Annotated in this window: 22 protein-coding genes; 18 read left to right on the top strand and 4 right to left on the bottom strand. The window is 58.1% G+C overall.

Features of this window, described 5'->3' with window-relative positions:
- Positions 1 to 3 precede the first annotated feature (3 nt).
- From QZ534_RS02395 to QZ534_RS02330, 14 genes are all read left to right on the top strand, one after another.
- Entirely contained in the window at positions 4 to 756 is a 753-nt protein-coding gene (locus QZ534_RS02395; protein WP_296931061.1) for an SH3 domain-containing protein, read from the top strand.
- The gene (locus tag QZ534_RS02390) at positions 726 to 1,370 is read left to right on the top strand and encodes an outer membrane beta-barrel domain-containing protein (protein WP_296931058.1); all 645 of its coding nucleotides are present in this window, start codon (positions 726 to 728) and stop codon (positions 1,368 to 1,370) included. The genes QZ534_RS02395 and QZ534_RS02390 overlap by 31 nt, the downstream gene beginning before the upstream one ends.
- A gap of 11 nt (positions 1,371 to 1,381) precedes the next feature.
- Positions 1,382 to 1,885 carry a TlpA disulfide reductase family protein gene (locus QZ534_RS02385; RefSeq protein WP_296931055.1) on the top strand — a complete coding sequence of 168 codons (504 nt, stop codon included), beginning with the start codon at positions 1,382 to 1,384 and terminating at the stop codon, positions 1,883 to 1,885.
- 18 nt (positions 1,886 to 1,903) lie between these two features.
- On the top strand, positions 1,904 to 2,140 hold the full coding sequence (locus QZ534_RS02380; protein WP_296931053.1) for a DUF4266 domain-containing protein: 237 nt from the start codon (positions 1,904 to 1,906) through the stop codon (positions 2,138 to 2,140).
- A complete protein-coding gene (locus tag QZ534_RS02375; RefSeq protein ID WP_296931050.1) occupies positions 2,121 to 3,287 on the top strand; it encodes a DUF3570 domain-containing protein in 1,167 nt (388 codons plus the stop codon). The genes QZ534_RS02380 and QZ534_RS02375 overlap by 20 nt, the downstream gene beginning before the upstream one ends.
- A gap of 19 nt (positions 3,288 to 3,306) precedes the next feature.
- The gene (locus QZ534_RS02370; protein ID WP_296931048.1) at positions 3,307 to 3,858 is read left to right on the top strand and encodes an AraC family transcriptional regulator; all 552 of its coding nucleotides are present in this window, start codon (positions 3,307 to 3,309) and stop codon (positions 3,856 to 3,858) included.
- A 20-nt stretch (positions 3,859 to 3,878) separates the two neighbouring features.
- Complete coding sequence (locus tag QZ534_RS02365) at positions 3,879 to 5,825, top strand: hypothetical protein (protein ID WP_296931045.1); 1,947 nt, start codon at positions 3,879 to 3,881, stop codon at positions 5,823 to 5,825.
- 19 nt (positions 5,826 to 5,844) lie between these two features.
- Entirely contained in the window at positions 5,845 to 8,703 is a 2,859-nt protein-coding gene (locus QZ534_RS02360; RefSeq protein ID WP_296931042.1) for a tetratricopeptide repeat protein, read from the top strand.
- A complete protein-coding gene (locus tag QZ534_RS02355; protein WP_296931039.1) occupies positions 8,690 to 9,259 on the top strand; it encodes a tetratricopeptide repeat protein in 570 nt (189 codons plus the stop codon). The genes QZ534_RS02360 and QZ534_RS02355 overlap by 14 nt, the downstream gene beginning before the upstream one ends.
- Positions 9,260 to 9,274: 15 nt before the next feature.
- The gene (locus QZ534_RS02350; RefSeq protein ID WP_296931036.1) at positions 9,275 to 9,580 is read left to right on the top strand and encodes a hypothetical protein; all 306 of its coding nucleotides are present in this window, start codon (positions 9,275 to 9,277) and stop codon (positions 9,578 to 9,580) included.
- 139 nt (positions 9,581 to 9,719) lie between these two features.
- Positions 9,720 to 10,427 (top strand): MotA/TolQ/ExbB proton channel family protein, encoded by a 708-nt coding sequence (locus tag QZ534_RS02345; RefSeq protein ID WP_296931033.1) that lies wholly within the window; start codon positions 9,720 to 9,722, stop codon positions 10,425 to 10,427.
- 25 nt (positions 10,428 to 10,452) lie between these two features.
- Positions 10,453 to 10,965: a biopolymer transporter ExbD gene (locus QZ534_RS02340; RefSeq protein WP_296931030.1), complete on the top strand. Its 513-nt coding sequence runs from the start codon at positions 10,453 to 10,455 to the stop codon at positions 10,963 to 10,965.
- Positions 10,962 to 11,462 (top strand): biopolymer transporter ExbD, encoded by a 501-nt coding sequence (locus tag QZ534_RS02335; RefSeq protein ID WP_296931028.1) that lies wholly within the window; start codon positions 10,962 to 10,964, stop codon positions 11,460 to 11,462. Before QZ534_RS02340 ends, QZ534_RS02335 begins: the two co-directional genes overlap by 4 nt.
- A gap of 2 nt (positions 11,463 to 11,464) precedes the next feature.
- Positions 11,465 to 12,472: an AgmX/PglI C-terminal domain-containing protein gene (locus tag QZ534_RS02330; RefSeq protein WP_296931026.1), complete on the top strand. Its 1,008-nt coding sequence runs from the start codon at positions 11,465 to 11,467 to the stop codon at positions 12,470 to 12,472.
- A gap of 24 nt (positions 12,473 to 12,496) precedes the next feature.
- Here QZ534_RS02330 and QZ534_RS02325 read toward each other — a convergent pair whose 3' ends face one another.
- The 4 genes from QZ534_RS02325 to QZ534_RS02310 form a co-directional block, all read right to left on the bottom strand.
- The gene (locus tag QZ534_RS02325; RefSeq protein WP_296931023.1) at positions 12,497 to 13,861 is read right to left on the bottom strand and encodes a sodium:solute symporter; all 1,365 of its coding nucleotides are present in this window, start codon (positions 13,859 to 13,861) and stop codon (positions 12,497 to 12,499) included.
- Positions 13,862 to 13,924: 63 nt separating this feature from the next.
- Positions 13,925 to 15,619: a diguanylate cyclase gene (locus QZ534_RS02320; RefSeq protein WP_296931151.1), complete on the bottom strand. Its 1,695-nt coding sequence runs from the start codon at positions 15,617 to 15,619 to the stop codon at positions 13,925 to 13,927.
- A gap of 100 nt (positions 15,620 to 15,719) precedes the next feature.
- Positions 15,720 to 17,522: a class I poly(R)-hydroxyalkanoic acid synthase gene (phaC, locus tag QZ534_RS02315; protein ID WP_296931020.1), complete on the bottom strand. Its 1,803-nt coding sequence runs from the start codon at positions 17,520 to 17,522 to the stop codon at positions 15,720 to 15,722.
- Positions 17,523 to 17,531: 9 nt separating this feature from the next.
- Complete coding sequence (locus tag QZ534_RS02310; protein ID WP_296931017.1) at positions 17,532 to 17,864, bottom strand: phasin family protein; 333 nt, start codon at positions 17,862 to 17,864, stop codon at positions 17,532 to 17,534.
- 143 nt (positions 17,865 to 18,007) lie between these two features.
- Here QZ534_RS02310 and QZ534_RS02305 point away from each other — a divergent pair, with 143 nt between their 5' ends.
- From QZ534_RS02305 to QZ534_RS02290, 4 genes are read left to right on the top strand one after another with little or no spacing between them, the layout of a single operon-like run.
- Entirely contained in the window at positions 18,008 to 18,328 is a 321-nt protein-coding gene (locus QZ534_RS02305; RefSeq protein WP_296931015.1) for a TraR/DksA family transcriptional regulator, read from the top strand.
- A gap of 8 nt (positions 18,329 to 18,336) precedes the next feature.
- On the top strand, positions 18,337 to 19,068 hold the full coding sequence (locus QZ534_RS02300) for an ABC transporter ATP-binding protein (protein WP_296931012.1): 732 nt from the start codon (positions 18,337 to 18,339) through the stop codon (positions 19,066 to 19,068).
- A gap of 21 nt (positions 19,069 to 19,089) precedes the next feature.
- Entirely contained in the window at positions 19,090 to 21,471 is a 2,382-nt protein-coding gene (locus QZ534_RS02295; RefSeq protein WP_296931009.1) for an FtsX-like permease family protein, read from the top strand.
- A gap of 32 nt (positions 21,472 to 21,503) precedes the next feature.
- Positions 21,504 to 22,709 (top strand): HlyD family efflux transporter periplasmic adaptor subunit, encoded by a 1,206-nt coding sequence (locus QZ534_RS02290; RefSeq protein ID WP_296931007.1) that lies wholly within the window; start codon positions 21,504 to 21,506, stop codon positions 22,707 to 22,709.
- Positions 22,710 to 22,775 lie beyond the last annotated feature (66 nt).

Here is a 22,775-nt window from a genome sequence, read left to right as displayed (position 1 = left end):
GCCATGCCCATTGCCATTCTCGTGTTTCTGTTGATTCTTCCCGCCCAGAGCTGGGCAGGCTGGCTGTGGGGGCAGGGTGACGAGGACGTTGCCCGGGTTCAGGTGACCGAGCCCTACGTTGCCTGGCGGACCGGCCCGGCAACTGGCTACCCGGTTTTTCACACCAGCGAGCAAGGGGAATGGCTGACTATTCTTCAACGCAAGACCAGTTGGATTAAGGTAACCGACTCCCGGGGTCGGGAAGGCTGGGTCGCTGTTGCAGACATTGCCCGGACCGTGGATGCCACAGGAAACCCGGTGGATCTTCAGGTACCGGATTTTGCTTCCTTCAGTAACCGGCGGGTAGAAGCTGGTTTGATGATGGGCGAGTTTGATGGTGCCGCTGTTACGGCAGGCTACGGCGGTTTCTGGATGACGCAGAACCTGTCTGCCGAGCTCTGGGCCTCACAGATTTTGGGCAGTGCGTCGGAAATTCGAATGATCAATGCGAATCTGGTGCATCAGCCATTTCCGCACTGGCGGGTTTCACCCTTTTTTACCCTCGGGGTCGGGCATATCTGGGTTGATCCCAAGGCGACCCTGGCTCAGCCCGAAGAGCGGGATAACAGTATTGGCCATGCAGGCCTGGGCGTCCGCGCCTACATCACCGATCGATATTTCATCCGTGCCGAAGTGAAGGACTACAAAGTATTCACTACCCGGTCCACCAACGAAGAAGCGACAGAATGGAAAATCGGACTCAGCATCTTTTTCTGAAACCAATGTGCCTCGCGGCAGGGTTAAGTGTAGCCGCTGCCGCCCAGGCCCAGGATGATCGGCCATTGATCGAGCCGGATGTTACCCCGGTGCCGGTCACCGAGGCGCTGATTGACACCGAGAACTTTGAAATCGGCGCGTTTGTGGGCGTGCTCAATATCGAGGACTTCGAATCGTCACTGCTGTACGGCGGCAAGCTCACCTATCACCTCAGTGAGTCCTTCTTTTTCGAGGCCCGAGTTGGCTTCGCGGAGGGCGGGGAAACCAGCTTCGAAAAGTTGGCCGGTAACGTGGAGGTGCTTACCGACAGCGAGCGGGATTACAGCTACTACAACATTAACCTGGGCTACAACGTACTCCCGGGCGAGGCCTTCCTCACCGAGAACTATGCGTTCAACACCAATTTCTACCTGATCGCAGGGGCCGGAGCCACCGATTTTGCAGGTGATACCCGGTTTACCCTTAACCTCGGTGCGGGCTACCAGGTGCTGTTGACGGACAGCGTTGCCGTTCACATTGGCGTGCGGCAGCACTATTACCGGATAGATGTTCTGGGGGCCGAGAAAACCTCTATGAATACCGAGGTCAGCACTGGCCTGTCGGTCTTTTTCTGAGAACAGGAGCAATGGTTATGAAAGCATCCATTAAATCACTGGCAGCGGCGGGCATTCTGGCCTGCCTCAGCTCCCTGGCAGGCGCCGAAGCCATCAATGTCCCGGCTCCGGATTTCACCCTGGAAAGCCGTTCAGGTGAGAACCTGAGGTTGGAGGACCATCGCGGGGAAGTGGTGATGCTGAACTTCTGGGCCTCCTGGTGTGGGCCCTGCCGGCAGGAGATGCCCCTGATGGATGAGCTTTACAGCCAGTACAAGGATCTCGGTTTTACGATTCTGGCGGTCAATGTGGATGAAAATCGGGAGGAGGCACACCGTTTCCTGGACAAGGTGCCCGTGGATTATCCGATCCTTTACGATCCGGAGAGCTCGGTGAGTGAACTGTATGAAGTGCAGGCCATGCCGACGACCGTGATGATCGATCGCGATGGTAATGCCCGCTATATCCACTACGGATACCAGCCGGGTTATGAGGATGAGTACGAGCAGCAGATTCGCGAACTGGTGCGCGAGTAATTTTCGGACGGGACGTTTATGCGTAGTTTGTCGATCTTCACTGTCTCCGCTCTCCTGGTTGCCATGGTCTCGGTTTCTGGATGCAGTTCAGTCAAGCCATGGGTAAAGCCCTACGAGCGCGATAATCTGGCGGATCCGGTCATGAGTCTCAGTCGTCATGGCAAAGCGGATTCCTACATGCACCACGTCTATCAGGCCCGGGAATCTGCACGGGGAGCAGAAGGCGGCTCCGGAGGTGGTTGTGGCTGCAACTGACAGACGATGGTTGGTGCGGTCCGGGTTCCTTTTGCTGGCGCTGGTGCTGTTTGGGCATCAAGCCATGGCAGCAACCCTTCCGGTCGATAACGTGGATGTTCTTTACCATCGCTACGATGGCGGTGGCATGGTCATCGACGGACCGTCGGTTCTGGTGCGAAAGGGTATCGGCCCCCAGGTTTCCGTGTCTGGACAGTACTATGTCGATTCGGTCTCGGCTGCCTCGGTAGACGTTCTCGCCACAGCCAGCCCCTACGAGGAAGAGCGAAACGAGTACACCTTTGGTATCGATTACCTGCACGACAAATCCATTCTGAGTCTCGGTTTTACCAACAGTACCGAAAACGATTACGAGGCCAATACCCTCTATTTTTCGGTCAGTCAGGAGTTCTTCGGGGGCATGTCCACGGTGACCATGGGCTATGCCAGCGGCTGGGACGAAGTAGGCCGGGTTGGCAACGATTCCTTCAGTGAGGAAGCCGATCGTCGCAACTATCAGCTGGGACTAAGCCAGGTTATCACCCGCAATAGCCTGGTAGGTCTGGATCTTGAGGTGGTCACCGATGAGGGTTTCCTACAGAACCCGTATCGTCAGAATCGCTATATCGATCCCAACGATTCAACTTCGTTCCTGTACCAGCCGGAACGGTATCCGGAAACCAGAACGAGCACCTCGGTGGCCTTGAGAGCGCTTTATTACCTGCCTTACCGGGCCTCGATCCGGGGTGAATACCGCTATTTTTCGGATACCTGGGGGATCAACGCGCACACCATTGAACTGGGATACGTTCACGGGTTGAACCAGCACTGGACCCTTGAAGGTTCCGTTCGTTACTACGCCCAGAGCGAGGCGGACTTCTACAGCGACCTTTTCCCGTTCGAGAACTCCCAGACACACCTGGCCCGGGACAAGGAGCTCAGCTCACTTTCCGGAACAACTCTGGCGGTGGGCGCGGTGTACGAATGGAAACAGACGTCTCTGCCGGGCATTGATCGCCTGCAGTTCAGCCTCCTGCTGGACTGGCTGAATTTTGATTACGACAACTTCCGGGATGTGACCGCTGCCGGCGACTACCTCCCCGGCGAAGAACCCCTTTATTCCTTCGACGCGCTGGTCACCCGGGCGTCGCTGATTCTTGAATACTGAGCATGCAGGAAGAACGACCATGGCCACTTGCTTGAACTCACGATTTCCGGCGCTTTTAGCGGCATTGACCCTCGCCCTGACAGCCCCTGCATTCGCCCAGACCAATCCTGGTGGGGAAAAGGATGCCACAGCCGTTGCCGAACAGGTCGAGGCCCTCAAGAAAAAGGTAATCCGGCTCAACCGGGATCTGTTTATCCTCGAGGAGGATTTGCTGTTCCCCGCCAACACCCAGGTTGCGGTGTTTCTCAGTGTGGATACCGGGAAGTTTCTGAAGCTGGAAGCGGTGAAGCTGAAGGTCGATGACGAGATCGTTGCCTCTCACCTCTATACCGAACGTCAGGCAAAAGCACTTGAGCGCGGCGGCATGCAGCGGCTGTACGTGGGTAACCTGAAGACCGGAGCCCATCAGATGACGGCGTTCGTTGAGGGTATCGGGCCGGATCAGCGGCCGTACAAGCAGGCTGCGTCCCTGGAATTTGAAAAGGGCACTGGCACAGCCGCTCTGGAGATTCGTGTTGAGGATCGCTCTTCCAATTATCAGCCCTCAGTTTCCATCGTGGAGTGGGAGTAAGCCGCACCGTGGGATTGACAGTGTTCAAGCCGTTTCAAGCGCGCCCGGTGCTTTTCACCGGTGCTTTGCTATGGCTGACGATGATTGCTTTTGCCCAGACCCAGGCCCAGGCGGATGAACTGCAACCCGAGCGTGTGCAGGACCTTCGGTATGGTTGGGCGCTCTATGAATACCATCAGGGCAACGCTTTTGAGGCTCTGACTCAGCTGGCTGTTGCCCGGGAGCAGGGCGGCATCGACGGACATGGTGATCATCCGGCTCTGGTAGAAGGCGGGCTCATGCTGTCCTGGGGGATGACCCGCGAGGCCAGCCGATTGTTCACGCAATTGCTGGGCGATGACGGTTCTGGCAGCACGCTTTCGCCAGATGTTCGCAACCAGGCCTGGTTCTACCTGGGCAAGGTGTTCTACCTCGAAGGTGATCGCGAGCTGGCCGGCGAGAATCTGGGTCGCGTGGATGGTGACATCCTGGCTGAGGCCAACCATAACCTTTTTCGAGAGTGGATTTATCTTCGAGCGCGACTGGCCATGATGTCTTCGAGGCTCGGAGAAGAATCGGAGCTGGCGTTGCTCCAGGCGCAACTGGAAGACACGGATATCTGGTCCCTTTACCTCCAATACAATTCGGCCGTTTCCGCCCTGGCTGGAGGAGACGCCGTAACGGCCGAAGCGAAGCTGCAGGCACTCATTGCCATCATCGAACAGGCTACCGACTCTGTCGAGCCAGAGGCCGAACGCGAGGGCCTGTTGGACAGGGCCCGGCTGTCGCTTGCCCGATTGCATCTCAGGGATAACCAGTTCGACGCGGCCCTGGAGGTACTCGGGAACATGCCCCTGAATGGGGTGTTCGCCGATCAGGCCCTTTTTGACTACGCGGTGGCTGCTGCCGGTCAGGGCAGGCCGGAGCGGGCACTCGATGCTCTCGATACGCTCTCGAACCGGGATCTGTTTTTGCCGTGGCGCCAGCAGGTTCCGTTTGCTAGGGCCTATGTGCTGGAGCAGATGGACAAACCACAGCAAGCTTTGCCCGCGTTTAAACGGGCCGCCAACCATTACCAGACACGTATCGAGGAACTCGGTGACATCCGGAATCGGCTCAGTGAAGAGAGTTTGATGGCGCAGCTCGATTTCAGCCGAGATAGCGATGGGATTCTCACCGATTCCTACGGACGGCTGAGGGTTAAGCCGGTTGATTTCGGCATGGCCGAAGTTCTGGCTTCGGAAACCTTCCAGCAGGCGCTTGCGGAATTGAATGAACTCTACCGGATGCAGTCCTTCATCGCCGAGCGGCAGTCCCGGTTCGAATCCTTCCGGATCATGCTGGAGACCCGTGAGCAGCAGCGTCAGGTGCGTATCGCACAGACCCGCCAGGCACTGGAAAACCAGCAGGCGGACCAGTGGCAGCAATCGCACCGGGAATTCAGGAGGGCGATTTCTGCTGCGCTGGCGGATCAAGACGCCGGATTCTTCATGACCTCGGAACAGAAGGCTCTGAGAGACAAGCTCAACGAGGTTGAAGAAACGCTGGCAGGCTTGCCTGACGACGCCACCACGGCCAGCCAGCGTGCGACCTATCAGAGAATGCGTGCCTACTTCGACTGGTGGATTGCGGATGACTATGGCGTGAATCGCTGGGCGGCGCAAAAGCAGTTACGGGAGCTGGATCGCGAAATGGAGCGCTTTCAGGCCCAGCGACAGCGGGTTGAAAACCTCATGGGTGACGACGCCCGCCATGCGGAACTGGCGCGACGCATCGCTGCCAGTGAACGGGAACTCGCGACCCTTGGGGAAGAAGTTGCTGATGCATTGGGCAATGCCCGGCAAGCCCTTCTGCGCCAGGTAGACGAAATGCTTGCTGCCCAGCAGGAAGAGCTTAACGGCTACCTCCTGGCTTCCCGTCATGCCCAGGCGAGATTGGCGGACCAACTGTTCCGTGCATCGCAACGCGCAGGAGCCGGTGATGAATAACCGGGCGCCTGGAAATATCGTGAAAGGAATAGTCATCGCGGTGGCCTTTGTCATGATCAGTGGCTGCCAGATGCTGCAGTCGATGATGCCCGCCGGCGATGAGGAAATGCCACGGGTCCGTGAGGGGACCCTGGCGGCGCTTCCGGCTACCGAAGCCCGGCAAGCCAGAGACATTGGTGAGGCTGGCAGCGAATCGGCGAGCGATGTTTCCATCGAAGCGGTGATGGACAGCTACAAGGCACTCTTGCCCCTGGTGGACGATCCACGCAAGCAGGTTACTATCCGGCATCGACTGGCCGATCTGGAGTTCCAGCGGGCTGAGCGGAAAATGGCCGATACCGCCGTGGATGAGCTTTCCGGTGCGATTGAAGCTTACCAGCGCCTTCTGTCGGAATATCCGGAACGCGAAGGCAATGATCAGATTTACTATCAGCTCGCCAGGGCCTGGGAGCTTCGGGGTGCCACGCCCCAGCAACTTGATACCCTGAATACACTGGTCCAGCGGTACCCCGATTCGGATTACTGGATCGAAGCCCAGTTCCGGCGCGGCGACCTGCTGTTTATTGATGGCCGGTACGGGGATGCTGAACAGGCGTTCGACGAGGTTACCCTGGCCAGCCAGGAACGCATGGCCGATGCCTCGTTTCTTGTGAATGCCTATTACATGAAAGGCTGGAGTCTGTTCAAACAGGCGCAATACCAGGAGGCCCTGTTCAGCTATGTAGAGGTGCTTGATCTGTTGATGCCCGATGGGCGCCCGGTTGCGGACGTGGATCAGCGGAGCCAGACCCTGATAGAGGACTTATTCAGGGTGGTCGGGCTGTCACTGTCTTACCTTGACGGCGCGGAGACCCTTCAGGCGCTGTTCCGCCAGACCGGCGGGCGTCCCTATGAAATACTGGTCTACGACCGCTACAGCGAACTCTTGCTCGAGAGAGAACAGTACAGTGACGCGATCGATGTCTTTGAGGCCTATATCGAAGACCATCCGGCCAGCCCCTGGGCGCCGCGCTATCACATCCGGATCATCGATACCCTGGAGCTCGCCGGCTTCACCCGTACTATCCCGGAGCGAAAGGCCGGGTTTGTCAGTCTTTACGGGCTCTATAGCGATTACTGGCAGTCAGCGGACCCGGAGGCGATCGGTTTTATCGAACGGCAGCTGGAACAGCTGCTGCCTGAACTGGCAGACCGTCAGTACCTGTTGGCCGGCGAGGCCAAGGATGATCAGGAGGCCGACGAGCACTACCGCAAAGCCGCCAGTTATTACGCCGAGTTTGCGGCCACCTTCCCGGATCACCCCCGCACACCGGAGCGTCTCTTTCTCCTGGGTGAGACCTATCTGGAGCTGGAAGACTGGCCGGCGGCCATCGCCGCTTTTGAGCGGGTGGCCTATGATTATCCCGAGGACCCGATGCCCGGGCGAGCAGCAGAGGCGGGCTACGCTTCGGTACTGGCCTTTCGGGAGTACGCAAAGTCATGGGACAACCAACCCGTTTCGGAGCAGGTGGCCTATCGGGAACTGCAGCAGTTGAATCGACTGCGGTTTGCAAACGCATTTCCGGGCGACCCCCGGGCACCGGCCGTGTACTACATTGCGCTGCAGCGGGAATTTGACCAGAACAACTGGGAAGAGGCGGTCAACATGGCGGCCCGCCTTGTTGCCTGGCAGCCCGCGCCTCCGACTGAATTGACGACCGAAGCCTTGTTGTTGTCTGGCCACAGTCTGTCCGAACTGGCGCGGTACGCAGAGGCGGAACAGGCTTATCGCGATGCCCTGGCGATAATGACTGCAGACGATGAACGCAGGAGCGGGGTTCGCGAAAATCTGGCCGCAGCGGTTTATCGGCAGGCAGAGCAGTTGGCTGACGCCGGTAATGTGGAGGCCGCGGTCAGCGAGTTCCTTCGAGTCGGCACGGCCGTTCCCGAATCCGTCCTGCGGGCAAATGCAGAATACGATGCTGCCTCCCTTCTGATTACCGCCAACCTCTGGGATCAGGCCATCGGGGTACTGACCAGTTTCCGCAGGGCTTTCCCGGGTCACGAACTGATTGATACGGTCCCGGCAAAACTGGCGCTGGCCTACCGTGAAACCGGGCAGTGGGAACGGGCGGCTGACGAACTCCAGAAAATGGTGGCCCTGGCGAGAACGCCAGAAGAGCGAAGGGAAAACCTGTTAATTGCAGCAGAATTGTACGATCAGGCTGGCAATCGGGAAAAGGCAATCGACACCTGGCGCAATTACGCCAACACGCATCCGGAGCCGGCGGATGTCTACATGGAAGCAGCTAATCGACTGTCCGAGCTCTATCAGGAAGAGGGAGATACCGAAAAACGGGATTACTGGCTGCGCAAGCAGATGGAAACGGTGGACGAGGACCCAGCGGCGGCGGACGATCGTATGCGCTACCTTGCGGCCTCAGCCTCTGCAATGCTGGCCCGCGAGGCCCTTGCCCGGTATGACAGCATTCGCCTCACGCTCCCTCTGAACGAGAGCATGGTTGCAAAAACCAAAGCGCTGGAAAAGGCGGTGAATGCCTATCAAAAAACCGCCAGTTACGGACTCTCATCGTTTTCGACCGAGGCAGGCTACCAGATTGCCCATATCTACGGTCGCCTGGGCGCAGATCTGATGGATTCCGAGCGGCCCACCGGATTGAGCGAGCTTGAGCTGGCCCAGTACGAGCTGTTGCTGGAAGAACAGGCCTACCCGTTTGAGGACAACGCCATCGATATCCACGAGCAGAATATCCGGCGGGCCCGGGAGGGCATTTTCGATGAGTGGGTCAAGCGCAGCTACGAGGCCCTGAAAGTGCTGTTGCCGGGGCGTTACCGGAAAGAAGAAGTGACCTCGGGGGTTGTCTATGAACTCAATTAAGGTCGGTGGGCTCTGTCTTGTGGTAATCGTTGCGTTGGCTGGGTGCGTGACAGCCCCGACTCCGCCAGAGTCCGAGGGGCAAGACGAACAGGCGGTCCTTGAAGCCTCATTCAGCGAGGCAGTTCAGGCCATGGAGCAGGACAACCTGGCCGAAGCCCGTACCCGTTTTGAGCAATTGGCCCGCGACTACCCGGACAAGGCCGGCCCCATGGCCAACCTTGGCATCATTGCGTTTCAGGAAGGGGATACCGAGGCTGCGACACAATGGTTTGAGCGGGCACTGGCGGCAAATCCCGGACAGGTCCAGGCGCTGAATCATCTGGGCGTGATTGCCCGAAACGCCGGAGAATTCGATGAAGCAGAGCGATATTACCGCGCCGCGTTGGCCGCGGATCAAGACTACGCACCCGTGATTCTTAATCTGGCTTTCCTGCTTGATATCTACCTGGGTAAACCTGCGGATGCGGTTGAACTCTATGAGCGTTATCAATCGGCTGCCAGCGAGCCGCACCCGAGACTGGAAGACTGGATCTTCGATGCGAAAAACAGAATCTGATGTGGAAAACGTGATATGAAACGTCCCGCCCTGATCGCCCTGGCAGTTTCCGCCCTTATGATCCCGGCGCCGATACTGTACGCCCAGGACACCCCGAGTGTGGTTACCATTGAGGGCACGCGAATCCGTGGCGATCAGGAAGTGCCCACGGTGATGTATCTGGTGCCCTGGCAGCCACCGGAAGTGGACGAGTTGCGTGGGCCGGAGGAACGGCTGATGGTCGATCAGGGCCTTCGCCCCCTGGAGCGCTACGAGTTTCAGCGTTTTATCAGGTACCACGAATCGTTTATCGGCGAGACCCAATCATCGGACGGGGAATAGACTGTGACGATTGTCGCATCCTGAGTGTGTCCCTGCGCAAGATTAAACAAACCCTCACACAGACTTTCGCGAACTTACCCGCACACGGTCAGGTCGCGCATAGACTGATCTGAAAACCGGACCATGGAGTGCCCAGAAAATGATCGATACCGCCGTTCGCTTCTTTCAGGAAGGTGGCTTTTTTATGTTTCCGATCGCCGTTGTGCTGATCATCGGACTCATTGTTGCCATTGAACGTTATGTCTACCTTTCCGCCCAGAAACTGACCAATCGTCGGGACTTCAATCGCCTGCACCAGATGATTGCCAAGCGCGATCTCAAGGGCGCCCTGAATTATACCCAGGAGTCCGGTAGTGCCATGTCGACCATGATCGGGTTTGGTCTTCAGCGTCTGGCCCGGCGGCAGGGTCGGGAAGAAATTGAATACGCCATGGAAGAGGGGCTACTGGATGTCATGCCCCGTCTGGAGAAGCGCACTCAGTACCTGGCAACACTGGCCAATATCGCCACGCTGCTGGGTCTGCTTGGCACCATTATCGGTCTGATTGCCGCGTTCACAGCGGTGGCCGCTGCGGATCCGGCCCAGAAGGCGAGCCTGTTGTCCCAGAGTATCTCGGTCGCCATGAACACCACTGCCTTCGGCCTGATGTCTGCCATTCCGATGCTGCTGATTCACTCCCTGCTGCAGACCAAAACCAACGAGATTGTTGATAGCTTCGAGATGGCTGGCATCAAGGTTCTGAACCTCCTAAGCGACGGCTCCGGCAACAAGCCTGGCGCCCAACCACAGGCCCAGAATGCCGCTGCGCCGGCACAGGTAGCGACTCCGGCCGGTAGCCCGGCCTGATAACCAGCCAGAAGGATGTCAGGCCATGAGACGGAAACATCGTCGCCTACAAAGTGAGGCCGATCTCGACATTACGCCCTTCATGAACCTCATGATTGTGCTGGTGCCGGTACTGCTGCTGAACATGGTGTTTGCCCATACCAGCGTTTTGGAACTGAACTTTCCAACCGGTGAGAGCCTGTCGGCGGAGCAGGCGGAAGAGCTGCAGATCCAGGTGGTGATCTATGATGATCGGCTGGTTGTTGCTGATAACCAGGGCGGCGTCATCAAGAGCATTCCCCAGCGTGAGGGGGAGTATGATTTCTCTCTGCTCAAGGATGTCATGAAGGAAATCAAGAGCCGTGTGCCGGACAAGAAGGACGTGATCATCATGCCGTCCCGGCAGACGTCCTATCAGTCCCTGGTTTCCGTGATGGACACAGTGCGCTCATATGAAGCCGTTGTGGCGGGGAGTGTTGTTGAGGCAGAACTCTTCCCGGAGATCTCGCTCGGTGATGCGCCAGTTCCGACCTCGGGATCCGCGGAGGTGAGGTCATGAAAGAATCCGCCAAGGCCCGTCGTCTGAAACGCCACTACCGACGCAATAAGAGCCAGGGAAAGATGAACCTGGTGTCGCTGATGGATATCTTCACCATCCTCGTGTTCTTCCTGATGGTGAACTCTTCTTCGGACGTACAGGTACTGAACCAGAACAGTACCATCAAACTGCCGGATTCTACTGCCCAGCAACCCCCGGGCGATGTCCTGGCCCTGACCGTGACTGACAGGGATATCCTGGTTAACGGTCGGTTGGTGGTGAAACGCGATGCCTTTCAGACCTTCGACGGCCAGGTTGAGCCTTCCCTGAAACAGGAGTTGGACTACCAGGCCAGCCGTTCGTCGGCGCCTGCACCGGAAGCGGGCCGATCGATTACCATTCTTGCGGATCGGGAACTGCCTTACGAGCTGCTCAAGAAAATCATGTCCACCTGTGTGGACGCCGGTTATGCCAGCATTTCTCTGGCGGTTAATCAGCGTGCGGAACAGGGGGCCTGACCATGATGGATTATCGGTACGGATTACCCTGGAACCAGGAACGCGGCGAGCGCAAGCGGTTATTCGCTGCAGCCGTTGTGGTGGTGCCGTTGTTCCTCGCTTTCTCAGGCTATGTCAGCTGGATTGAGCTGCCAGAACGTGACAGGCAGGAACAGGAAGCCCTGCCGCCCCAGTTGGCCAAGCTGATCATCGAGAAAAAGGAGTCACCAAAACCCGTGATGCCGGAGCCCGAGCCGCCGAAGCCCGAGGAGAAGCCGGTGGAACAAGCCAAACCTGAGCCCAAGCCGGAGCCGATTCCTGAACCGGTAATGCCTGAAACCGGGCCGGAACCTCAGGTAGCAGAAAAACCGGAGCCCAAACCGGAGCCCAAGCCGGAACCCCAGCCAGAAGAGGTCGCCAAGGCGCGGGAAAAGGCAAAGAATACCGGTATTCTGGCAATGGGGAACGAACTGAAGAAACTCAGTTCCCTGGCAGAGTCGGTCAAACTCGATGGGCCGGTTGCCAATACCGCAGAACCGATTGCCCGCAAAACCGGTGACACCCTGGCCTCCCGCGCTACCTCGAGCGCGAAGAGCAGTGGCGTGAATGAGGAAGTGCTCAATCGGGAGGCTGGTCAGGTCGCGCTTGCTGAGCGCCAGCGCGCAGAAGTTGCGGAAGCCGAGCGGGTTGCTGCAGTTAAAGAGGCTGCCCGCAAGGAGCAGCAGGAAACCGCGGCCAGAACCCGGAGCAAGGAAGAGTTGCGCCGGACCATGGATGCCAACAAATCCGCGATTTACAGCATCTACAACCGGGAGCTGAGACGGAAGCCTTCGCTTCAGGGCAGTATTACGCCGGAGCTGGTTATTGAGCCGAATGGTGCGGTATCGAGTTGCTCGGTGGTGGAGTCCACACTGAATGAGCCGGCACTGGAGAGCAAGATCTGCAATCGTCTGAGATTGGTGGATTTCGGGGCCCGGCCGGGAGTCGATCAAACCAAGATCAGATACCCGATCGAATTGCTGTCCAGTTAAACAACTGGACAGCAACGCGTAATATTAGCGTTTCGGGGCCGCAACCGCGATCGCGAGACTGACCAAACCAGAGCCCGCAAGGGCGCCTACGAATGGCATCAGCGTTGGAATGCTGCCGGGGAAACTCGCAGCTTCCAGACCGGCCATCAGAGTGCCGCCCGACATCCAGCCGGGCAGAATCGACCCGACGAGCCCTGCCAGACAGCCCAGAATCGCTGCCCGTGTGGACATTTTTCCCCACAACCCCATCAGTACAGGCAGAACCGCCGTGGCGCACAAAAGGTCGGCTATCAGAAACAGCCGCAACACGGAAACGCCCTGAAGCGCTATGAGAACCACCGGAATCATCAGCAGCACGGTAAACCACCGGGCACTGACGATGGACAGGCCCTGTTTCTCGGTAACGGCCAGTGATGCAAGCGCATTCTGCAGGGTATCCACCGACGAGGCCACGAGCGTGATGGCCAGAATCAGGGCCGGTAAAGCAAGCCAGGCCGGTGCATCAGCAAGCAACGCAAAGAAGGGTATTGGTGGGCTACCAAGGTCGGCGCCGCTCATGGCTGCGAGTATTCCAAGCCCGCCAACCACGGCGACGACGCCGATGGTAACCACGCCACCAAGCAATGCGCCGCGGCTGAGGGCATCCGTATCCCGGGCTGACCATAAACGCTGCCAGTACCCCTGATGGAACAGGTTGGCGGCGGTGACGGCGATCACCAGTGTCAGCGCCACACTCAGGGCCGCCGACGCAGGGACGTCCGGCAGGGCCGAGGGTGCGGCGTCTGGAAGTTTGCCCAGGGCAACAAAACTGACGATAGCCAGCAGACCGATAAGTAACAACGCCTGCCATTGATCGGTGACGATGCTCGCCCGGAGGCCCCCGACAGCTGTGTATATCAGGGTGGTAACTGCCACGCCAATAACCACAATGCCGCCGTCAACGCCGGAGAGCAGCGAGGTAATGGCGCCGATGGCGGTGAGCTCGGCAGTCAGGAAACAGAGCATGTAGAGAACGGAGATCATTGAGACATAGCGCCTTACGCCATTGCCATAGCAGGCATTGGCGAACTCCCCGATGCTGCGACCCTCGGGCAGGAAGCGGCGTATAGCGGGGCCACAGAAGGCGAACACGATAAACGGCAACGCGGCACCCAGGGCATAGCCTGCCAGTGCCAGGGGGCCGACCAGCGCCCCCACTTCGGGCGGGGCAAACAGAATCCATCCGCCCATGCCGGAGGCGAGGAAAGAAAGCCCCAGGGCACGGGCGCCCTGACTGTTCCTTGCCGTTACATAGTCATCCAGGCCGCCGTCCGCGAGACGGGCCCTGAGCCCCAGCCAGGCAAACAGAATCATGGCGACTACAATCGCCGCGAGGGTGGTATAAAACATCGAGAGCTTCTCCGCTGGTCATCGAGCGGGCCATAGTGCCACAACGGCGAAAGCGGGGCGAGATCAGGCGCCCTCAGCAACCTCGGGCGTGAATAAGCGGAACAGATTCCGCCCGTCCTGCTTGGCCCGATACATGGCGATATCGGCACCTTGCAGAAGCTCAGATGCCGTGGTGCCGTCCTGGGGATAAAGGCTTATGCCAATACTGGATCCGACGCTCAGCGCATTACCATCAATGAAGTAGGGTTCCTGGTTTTTGGCAATCAGGCGCTCTGCAACCTGATAGGCATCTTCAACCCGCTCCAGGTCGGGCAGCAGGACAATAAACTCGTCCCCGCCCAGCCGGGCGAGGGTATCGTCCTCACGCAGGCAGTTCTGGACACGACTCGTGAACTGCAGAAGCAATTCATCGCCTGCTGCGTGGCCAAACCGGTCGTTCACGCTTTTGAAGTGGTCAAGATCCATGAACATAACGGCCAGAAGTGAAGACCGCCGATGGGCATGTCGTACCGCGTGCTCGAGGCGATCTTCCAGTAAGCGACGGTTCGGAATACCGGTAAGCGCATCGTAGTAAGCCAGTTGGCGTATTTGCTCTTCGTTTTTCCGGTTCTGAGTGATGTCAGTGAACAGGCCCGCGTAGTGGGTGGTCTCGCCGTCGTTGTCGGTAATGGCGGTGATCGTCAATAACTCCAGGTAGAGTTCCCCGGTTTTGCGACGGTTCCATATTTCACCCCGCCAATAGCCATGGTTGGCCAGGGAGTTCCACATCCGCTGGTAAAACTCGCTGTCGTGGCGTCCAGACGAGAGAATCTGCGGCGTTTTGCCAATAACCTCGTCCTGGCTGTAGCCGGTAAGATGCGTGAATGCTGGGTTAACGAACTCAATGTTCACGTTCTTGTCTGTCACCATGATGCCCTCGAAAGAGGACTCGATCACTCGTTCTGCCAACTGGAGGGTCTGGCGCGATTGGGCAAGGGCCCGATCTCTTTGCTCAAGGGCTTCACGCAAATCGTCCAGATACATCTGTTCGGCGCCAGCGAGCATATCGTTGTAGCCAATCAGGCCGGTAACCTCATCCTTGCTATTGATCACCGCCAGATGGCGAATCCGATGGTTGATCAGCAGGTCCCTGGCGTGAATCAATGGGTCGGACTCTCCGACGGTTAACAGCGGCCGGGTGGCGAGGTCGGAAGCCAGGGCGTTGCCAGTGTTGCGAGCAATCAGGCGCACGATATCTCGTTCGGTGAGGATGCCCAGACCCTCTTCCTGGCAATCCACGACAACAGCATCTGCCTGATGGCGGTGCATGATGGCCGCAACCTCAGAGAGCGGCAGCCTGCCATCGGTGACCAGCGGGGGGTGGGGGATCGCGGTACTGACTTCCCGCAGACGCAGGTAGGGTTCCAGCCCCTGATTCAGGGCAAGGTCGGTCTGGGAAAGAATTCCTGTGGGTGTGCCGCAATCGTCAACAATCAGAAAGTGACGCTTTCCGGTTTCCCTGAAACGCAGCGCCGCTTCCCCGGCATCCATGTCGCAGGGCAGCGTCAGCACCGGGGAACTCATCACCGAACTGACCGGCCGCTCGAAGCTTTCTGGCCGGGAAAAATCGATGGTCAGAGCATCCCGCTCGGTCCAGATTCCAATAACAGTGTCTTCTTCTGTGACCAGAATTGAACTGACTGAATTTTCAGCCATCCGCGCGGCGGCATCAGCGATTGATGTCTGCGGCGGGCAGCGCAGCAGTACACCGCTGTGCATAATGCGCGATATCGGTAGCGGCCGCCCCATGAAGTCTCCCGATTGTTCTCTTGTTCTTTGTTGGGTGCTTTTCTCGTGCACCTGACGTGCAGCGCCAAGTCTAATTTTTTGCAGCATCTGCTGCTTTGACCTTCACGTAGCTACCCGGTGCGTTTTCAATGGCAGGCAGTTTTCCTTCGCCCGGGATGCGAGCCGGTACTTTACCGTCTGAGAAGCGTGCAATCCATTCAAGCCAGTGGGGCCACCAGGATCCTGGATGGTGTTCGGACTTCTCGAACCAGGCGTCGGCATCCGGTACCAGTGTGTCGTTGGTCCAGTAACCGTACTTTTCCTTGTAGGGCGGGTTGATCACGCCGGCGATGTGGCCCGAGCCGGAGAGTACAAAACGGACATCACCGCCATGGGCCAGGGCGCCTTTATAGGTGGTTTTCCATTTGGCGATGTGATCCTGTCTGGCGGACAGGAAGAAAGAGGGTACATCGATTTCGGAAAGATTGATGGACTCGCCAAGCAGGCTAAGGGAATCTGGCTGCACCAGACGATTGTTCAGGTACATCTGGCGCAGGTAAAAACTGTGCATCCGGGCCGGCAGGTTGGTGCCGTCGGTGTTCCAGTACAGCAGGTCAAAAGCCGCCGGTTTCTGGCCTTTCAGGTAGTTATTGGTCCAGAACGACCAGAACAGCTCGTTTTCCCTCAGCAAGTTAAACGTGAACGCCATGGCGCGACCGTCCAGGTAGCCTTTGCGTTCAAGCATTCTCTCAATGCCCCGGATCGAATGATCGTTGATAAACACCCCGATTCCGCCCGGGTCCGAGAAATCCAGCAGGGTGGTCAGGTACGTGGCGGTCGTTACCGGCTTGCGGCCTTTTTTCTTCAGCCAGGCCAGCGTCGAGCCCAGAAGAGTGCCACCGATGCAGTAACCGATCAGATTCATCTGTTCTTCGCCGGTAGCTTCGGTAACGGCATCCATGGCAGCCAGCGGTCCCAGCTCCATGTAGTCTTCCCAGCCTTTGTCCCGTTGGGAGGGGCCAGGATTGCGCCAGGAAATAATGAAAACGGTCTGTCCCTGGTTTACCAGCCACTGGATAAAGGAGTTTCTGGCGGTCAGGTCCAGAATGTAGTACTTGTTGATCCACGGCGGAACAATCAGCAAGGGGCGTTTGCTGACGGTGTCAGTTGTTGGCGAGTACTGAATCAACTGCATCAACTCGTTCTGGTACACCACCTTGCCCGGCGTGGTTGCCAGGTTGCGTCCCACCTCGAAGGCGGAGCGATCGGTCATCCCAACATTGAACAGGGATGGATTCTGGCGCAGGTCTTCGATCAGCTGTCGACCACCGTCCACCAGATTCATCCCCTTACGTTCCCAGGTAATCCGGAGTACTTCCGGATTCGTCGCAGGGAAGTTCGACGGTGACAGCGCACTGGTCAATTGCCGGGCGTAGAACAGCATCTGGTCCCGTCCGGCCTGGGGCATCCCCTCCATGCCGGCTACCCAGTTCAGGAACGTGCGGGAGTTGATCAGATAAGCCTGGTGGAGAACATCAAAAGGCAGATGCTTGTGCCAGTCCTCGGCCTGGAAACGCCGGTCGTCGGGTTCTGGCTCGACAACAGGCTGTTTGTCCTTGCCCACCAGCCGGGCGAGGGTGTAGTACCCCAGCGCAGCATGCTTGCGAGCCAGATCCAGCTCCGCACCGGCGAACCGGAGCGGGTGGAGTAGCAGGTCCTCTGCCATGGTCCGATAGGCATCGGACATTTCCGCTATCGTGGAGAGGGTTGCATCATCCAGGACACCAGCATCCCCCAGAAATGTCTCCAGTTGCTGCTGCCCCTGACGGACGTTGGTTTCAAAGCCTTTGACGAGCTGACCAACCGCTTTCCCGAGCGTATCCAGACCGAACATCGTAATCCCTTATTTGGCGGCTTTCGGGCCGGACTTGGCGGTTTCTTCCGGGGCTTTTTCGAACACCTTCTGAATCTGTTCCCGGCTCTCGTTGAAGTAGTCCTGCCAGGCTTTCCAGTCTGCCGTGAACTGCTCGCTCAGGGATTTTAGGGTTTCCGCCTGATCACCGGTAAGGCTTTTCAGGCCTTCAAGATCGCGGACTTCAGACACCTTTTTGGCCTGCTCCATGGTGACATCGGCGTAACGGCGGAAGGCATTCATCTGCATTTCCGCAGCTTTGCCAAACTGCTCAAACAGGGTCTCGTTCAGACGTGTCGCTTTCTCGAAAAGCTCAGTGTTCATGGCCACAACTCCTTTGCATACAAGTTTGATGAACTTCTATTCTGCCTCACCCGGCATGACGCAATTTTGACAAGCATCAATCCCGGGTTCAGCTTATGCTTTACTGTAGGAACATGTTTTCCCGGCAAGGCAGGAGGCGCCACATGACTGACCGGAAATCCGAACTGGAAACACTGAGGGCAGACCTGACGGCCAGGCTTTCCCGTTATGAAGCGCATCAGCACCGGGAGGGTGGTGCACTGGACAAGGATTTCGAGGAGCAGGCCACCCAGACCCAGAATGACGAGGTGGTCGACTCGCTTGAAACGGAAACCCGTGCCGAACTCGCCCAGATTGAACACGCGCTCACGCGGATTGAGAACGGTGTTGGCGACGAATGCGAATCCTGCGGCGAGGCCATAGATCCCCGCCGTTTGCAGGTGTTGCCCTACACCACGGTTTGCGTGGACTGTGCCGAAGACTGACCGACACCATGGAGCCAGGAAAGGCAACCAGTACCGGCCCCGTGGTATTCCAGACCCGGGGCCTCACGAAAACCTATGATCAGGGAGAGGTTCAGGTTCATGCGCTCCGTGGGGTGGACCTGGAGCTTTATGAGGGCGAAATGGTCGTCATGCTGGGCGCTTCCGGTTCAGGCAAATCCACACTTCTGAACATTCTTGGCGGGCTGGATGTGCCATCGTCCGGCGAGGTCCGGTATCGGGCTATTGATCTCAGTGCAGCCGGAGACCGCGAGCTTACCGGTTATCGACGTGAGCATGTTGGTTTTGTATTCCAGTTCTACAATCTCATTCCAAGCCTGACCGCGCGGGAAAATGTTGCGGCAGTCACCGAGATCGCGTCCAACCCTATGTCTCCTGAAGAAGCCCTTGAGCTGGTTGGGTTGAAGAGCCGCATCGACCATTTTCCCGCGCAGCTGTCCGGGGGCGAACAGCAACGGGTTGCTATCGCCAGGGCCATTGCCAAACGTCCGGACGTACTTCTTTGCGATGAGCCGACCGGAGCCCTGGATTCGGCCACGGGTGTTCTGGTTCTTGAAGCTCTGGAAAAAGCCAATCGGGAAACGCATACCACCACCGTTATCATCACCCACAATGCCTCCATCGCTGGCATGGGGGATCGCGTCATTACTCTTTCCGACGGCAATATCAGCGGTGAGCGTCATAACGAATGTCGCCAGGATCCCCGGACACTGTCCTGGTAACGGCGCCAAATAGTGGAAATCATGGCCACGAAAGGTCTGAACACGGTTCTGAATATCAAGCTACGACGGGAGCTCTGGCAGATGCGGGGCCAGGTGCTGGCCATCGCACTGGTGATCGCCGGTGGTGTGGGTGTCTGCGTCATGTCACTGGTGAATTATTCATCGCTATTGGCGACAAGAGCCCAGTACTACGACCAGCACGAGTTTGCCGATGTCTTTGCCCCCGTTAAACGTGCGCCACGCCATACCCTGCAGGAAATAGCCACACTGCCTGGTGTGGCAAGGTACGAGGGGAGAGTCGAGGGAGCTGCAAAACTGGAAATGCCGGGGTTCCCGGACCCGGTGTCGGCCCGATTGGTGTCTGTTCCGCCGGAGGGGCAGCCTGAGGTCAATCGTCTGTTTATTCGTCAGGGGCGGCTTCCGGGGACAGGGCGCAGCCAGGAAGTCGCGGTCATCGGAAGTTTTGCCGAAGCGCACGAATTGGCACTGGGTGATCAGTTCCAGGCAATTATCAATGGACGGAGGCAGGAGCTTACCGTAACCGGCATTGTTGAGTCACCGGAATTCATATACGTCATTCCACCTGGCGGTATGCTACCCGATTATCAACGCTATGGTGTGCTGTGGATGAACAGGGAAGCCCTGGAGTCCGCCATGGACATGCGGGGCGCATTTAACAGCCTGGTGTTGACACTCAGACCGGGGCATTCCGTTGCCTCTGCGGTCGATGCCTTGGATCGGCTGTTGGACCGCTATGGGGCAACGGGAGCCTTTGGCCGGGATGATCAGTTCTCTCATCGCTTCCTGAGTGACGAGCTGAACCAGCTGAAAACCATGGCGACGGTTTTTCCGCTCATTTTCATGAGCGTGGCCATGTTTCTGCTGAATGTGGTGATCGGTCGCCTGATCAGTACTCAAAGGGATATCGTTGCCGTGCTCAAGGCCTTTGGCTACAGCAATCGTCAGATCGCCTGGCACTACAGCAAACTGGTCATTGTGATTGCCGTTATCGGGTTGCTGGCCGGGCTTGCTCTGGGCCTGTGGCTTGGGCGGTCACTGGGTGAACTCTATATGGATTACTACCGGTTCCCGGGTTTGTTATTCCGTATCGACCCTTCATGGTTGCTGTTATTGGCTGTGTTGACGATCACGGTTGCCTGGCTCGGTGCCTGGCGGGCTATCAGGCAGGCGGCCTCTCTGCCGCCCGCCGAAGCCATGAGGCCTGAAGGTCCCGCCAGATACCGGGTAACTGTTGTGGAAAAGCTGCTCTCGGGAATCCGTTTTTCCCAACCTTCGCGAATGATCGTGCGTCAGCTCTCCCGCCGTCCGGTTCGCACACTGCTATCCATGAGTGGGGTCGCCATGGCCACGGCCATCGTGATGGTGGGTAACTTCCAGTTTGATTCGGTATCGTTGATGGTGCACACCCAGTTTGCACGGGTTCAGCAACAGGATCTGACCGCCACCTTTATTGAACCGGTGAACAGCGCGGCATTGTTCGGCTTGCAGAGGCAGGCCGGGATCCGGTATGCGGAAGGGCGCCGCTCAGTGCCCGCACGTCTGGTTTCCGGTCACCGTGAGTGGCGCAGTGCGGTCACCGGAATACCCTCCGATGCGCGGCTGCAATTTGTCATCGACAGCGATCTGCAACCGGTCACGCTTCCCCGGGAGGGGCTGCTGTTGACCGACTATCTCGCCGATGAGCTGGGTGTCGGTCCTGGTGATGTCCTGCAGATGGAACTCCTCGAAGGTGACAGGCGAACAGTTAATGTGCCAGTCGCTGGTATCACCAGCGAGTTTCTCGGGGTAGGCGCCTATATGGATCTGGAGGCTCTGAACCGTGCACTGGGTGAGGGCCCGCTGATCAACCAGGCCATGATCAACCTGGAGCCTGACAAGGCTTCGGAAATCTATAACAGGCTTCGTGAAACGCCCCGGGTGCTCGGCCTGAGCATCCGTCAGGCCATGCTGGACAGCTTCTATGACACCCTGGCCAGAACCTTCCTGACATTCACTTTTTTCAACAGCCTGATGGGCGGAATCATTGCCTTCGGGGTGGTTTACAACACCATCCGGATTTCCCTGGCTGAGAAAGGTCGGGAACTGGCCAGCTTGAGGGTACTCGGGTACACCCATAATGAAGTTGCGCATATATTGTTGGGAGAAGTTGCGCTGCTGTTGTTGCTGGGTATTCCGCTGGGTTGGCTGATTGGTCAGGGCCTGGCACTCATGATCGTTACCGCCATGCAAACGGAGCTGTACCGGGTGCCCCTGACGATAACCACCCAGACACTTGGCATGTCTGCGCTGGTCGTGGTGGTGTCGGCAATCGCTTCCGGGATGATTGCCTGGTGGCGACTGAAAGAACTGGATCTGGTAGCCGTGTTGAAAACGCGGGAATAGGTGTGGATGCAATCAGGGAGTGAGCTGAGGGTATGGCGAAAAAACGGTTTGCCGGAAAATGGCTGTTCTGGGGCGTGTTTGTTCTGCTTGCCGGTGCGGCCGTCGTAATCACGATCCGGCCGGATCCGGTTTGGGTGGATCTGGCACCGGTAACCCGTGGCCCCATGGAAATCACTATCAAGGAAGAGGGAAAAACCCGGGTACGGGACCGCTATGTGGTGTCTTCCCCGGTTGCCGGTTATTTGCACAGGGTATTACTGGAGGTGGGGGACCCGGTGATTCCGGGAGAGCTGCTGACAGAGGTGGATCCGATGCCAGCCAGTACCCTGGACGCTCGCAGCCGGGCAGAAGCCGAGGCCAAGGTACAATCGGCCCGCTCAGCGCTCAATTCTACCCGTCAAAAAGTCGCAGCTGCTGAGGCGGAAGCAGACCTGGCCGTCCGGGAACTGGCCCGCCTGCAGGCTCTGAGTGGGGACCACTTCGTTTCCGACGAGCGGTTGCAGCAGGCCAGGGCGGCTGCGGACAGGGCAAAGGCCATTCTGCGTTCTGCCCGCTTCGACGAGGAAGTCATGGCCCATGAACTGGCAGCGGCCAGAACCCGACTTGAGGTGTCTGCCGCGCGGGCTAATGGCGACGGCGCGGTCGAACGTGTGCCGGTAAGGTCTCCGGTAAACGGTTCGGTCCTCGGAATCGTCCGCAAAAGTGAGGGCGTCATCCAGGCCGGTGAGGCCATTCTGGAACTGGGAGATCCCGGGGCGCTTGAAGTGGTTGTCGATGTGTTGAGTTTTGATGCCGTGAACCTCCGGCCCGGTATGGAGGCACGCCTCACTGGATGGGGCGGCGGCACCCTGGATGCAGTTGTCCGCCGGGTTGAACCGGTGGGCTTCGAGGATGTGTCGGCCCTTGGAGTGGAGGAAAGACGGGTACAGGTCGTTGCGGACATCACGAGTCCCCCGGATGCATGGCAGAGCCTGGGAGATGGCTACCGGGTGGACGCCGAGTTTCTGCTCTGGCGGTCGGACGATGTTCTGCAGGTGCCGGAATCGGCCATCTTTGTCAGGGGCGGCCAGCATCAGGTCTTCCGCGTTGTCGATGACAGGGCGGTTCTTGCAAATGTGTCGGTCGGCCGTACAAACGGTTTTCACACAGTAATCCAGGATGGATTGAATGAGGCGGACAGTGTCGTCCGGCACCCGGATCGTCAGTTGGAAGATGGCAGCCGGATCAGGATTCGGTAATGGCCTGCATTGCCAGGTTCGAGCGCTAAAATGAGAGGACATATCACGTTTCGCTGGCTAGACTGA

It is taken from the genome of uncultured Marinobacter sp. (assembly GCF_913055835.1).
GTDB lineage: Bacteria > Pseudomonadota > Gammaproteobacteria > Pseudomonadales > Oleiphilaceae > Marinobacter.
Note: the sequence above shows the minus strand (reverse complement) of the source record. Positions and strands in the feature narration are given on the sequence as shown.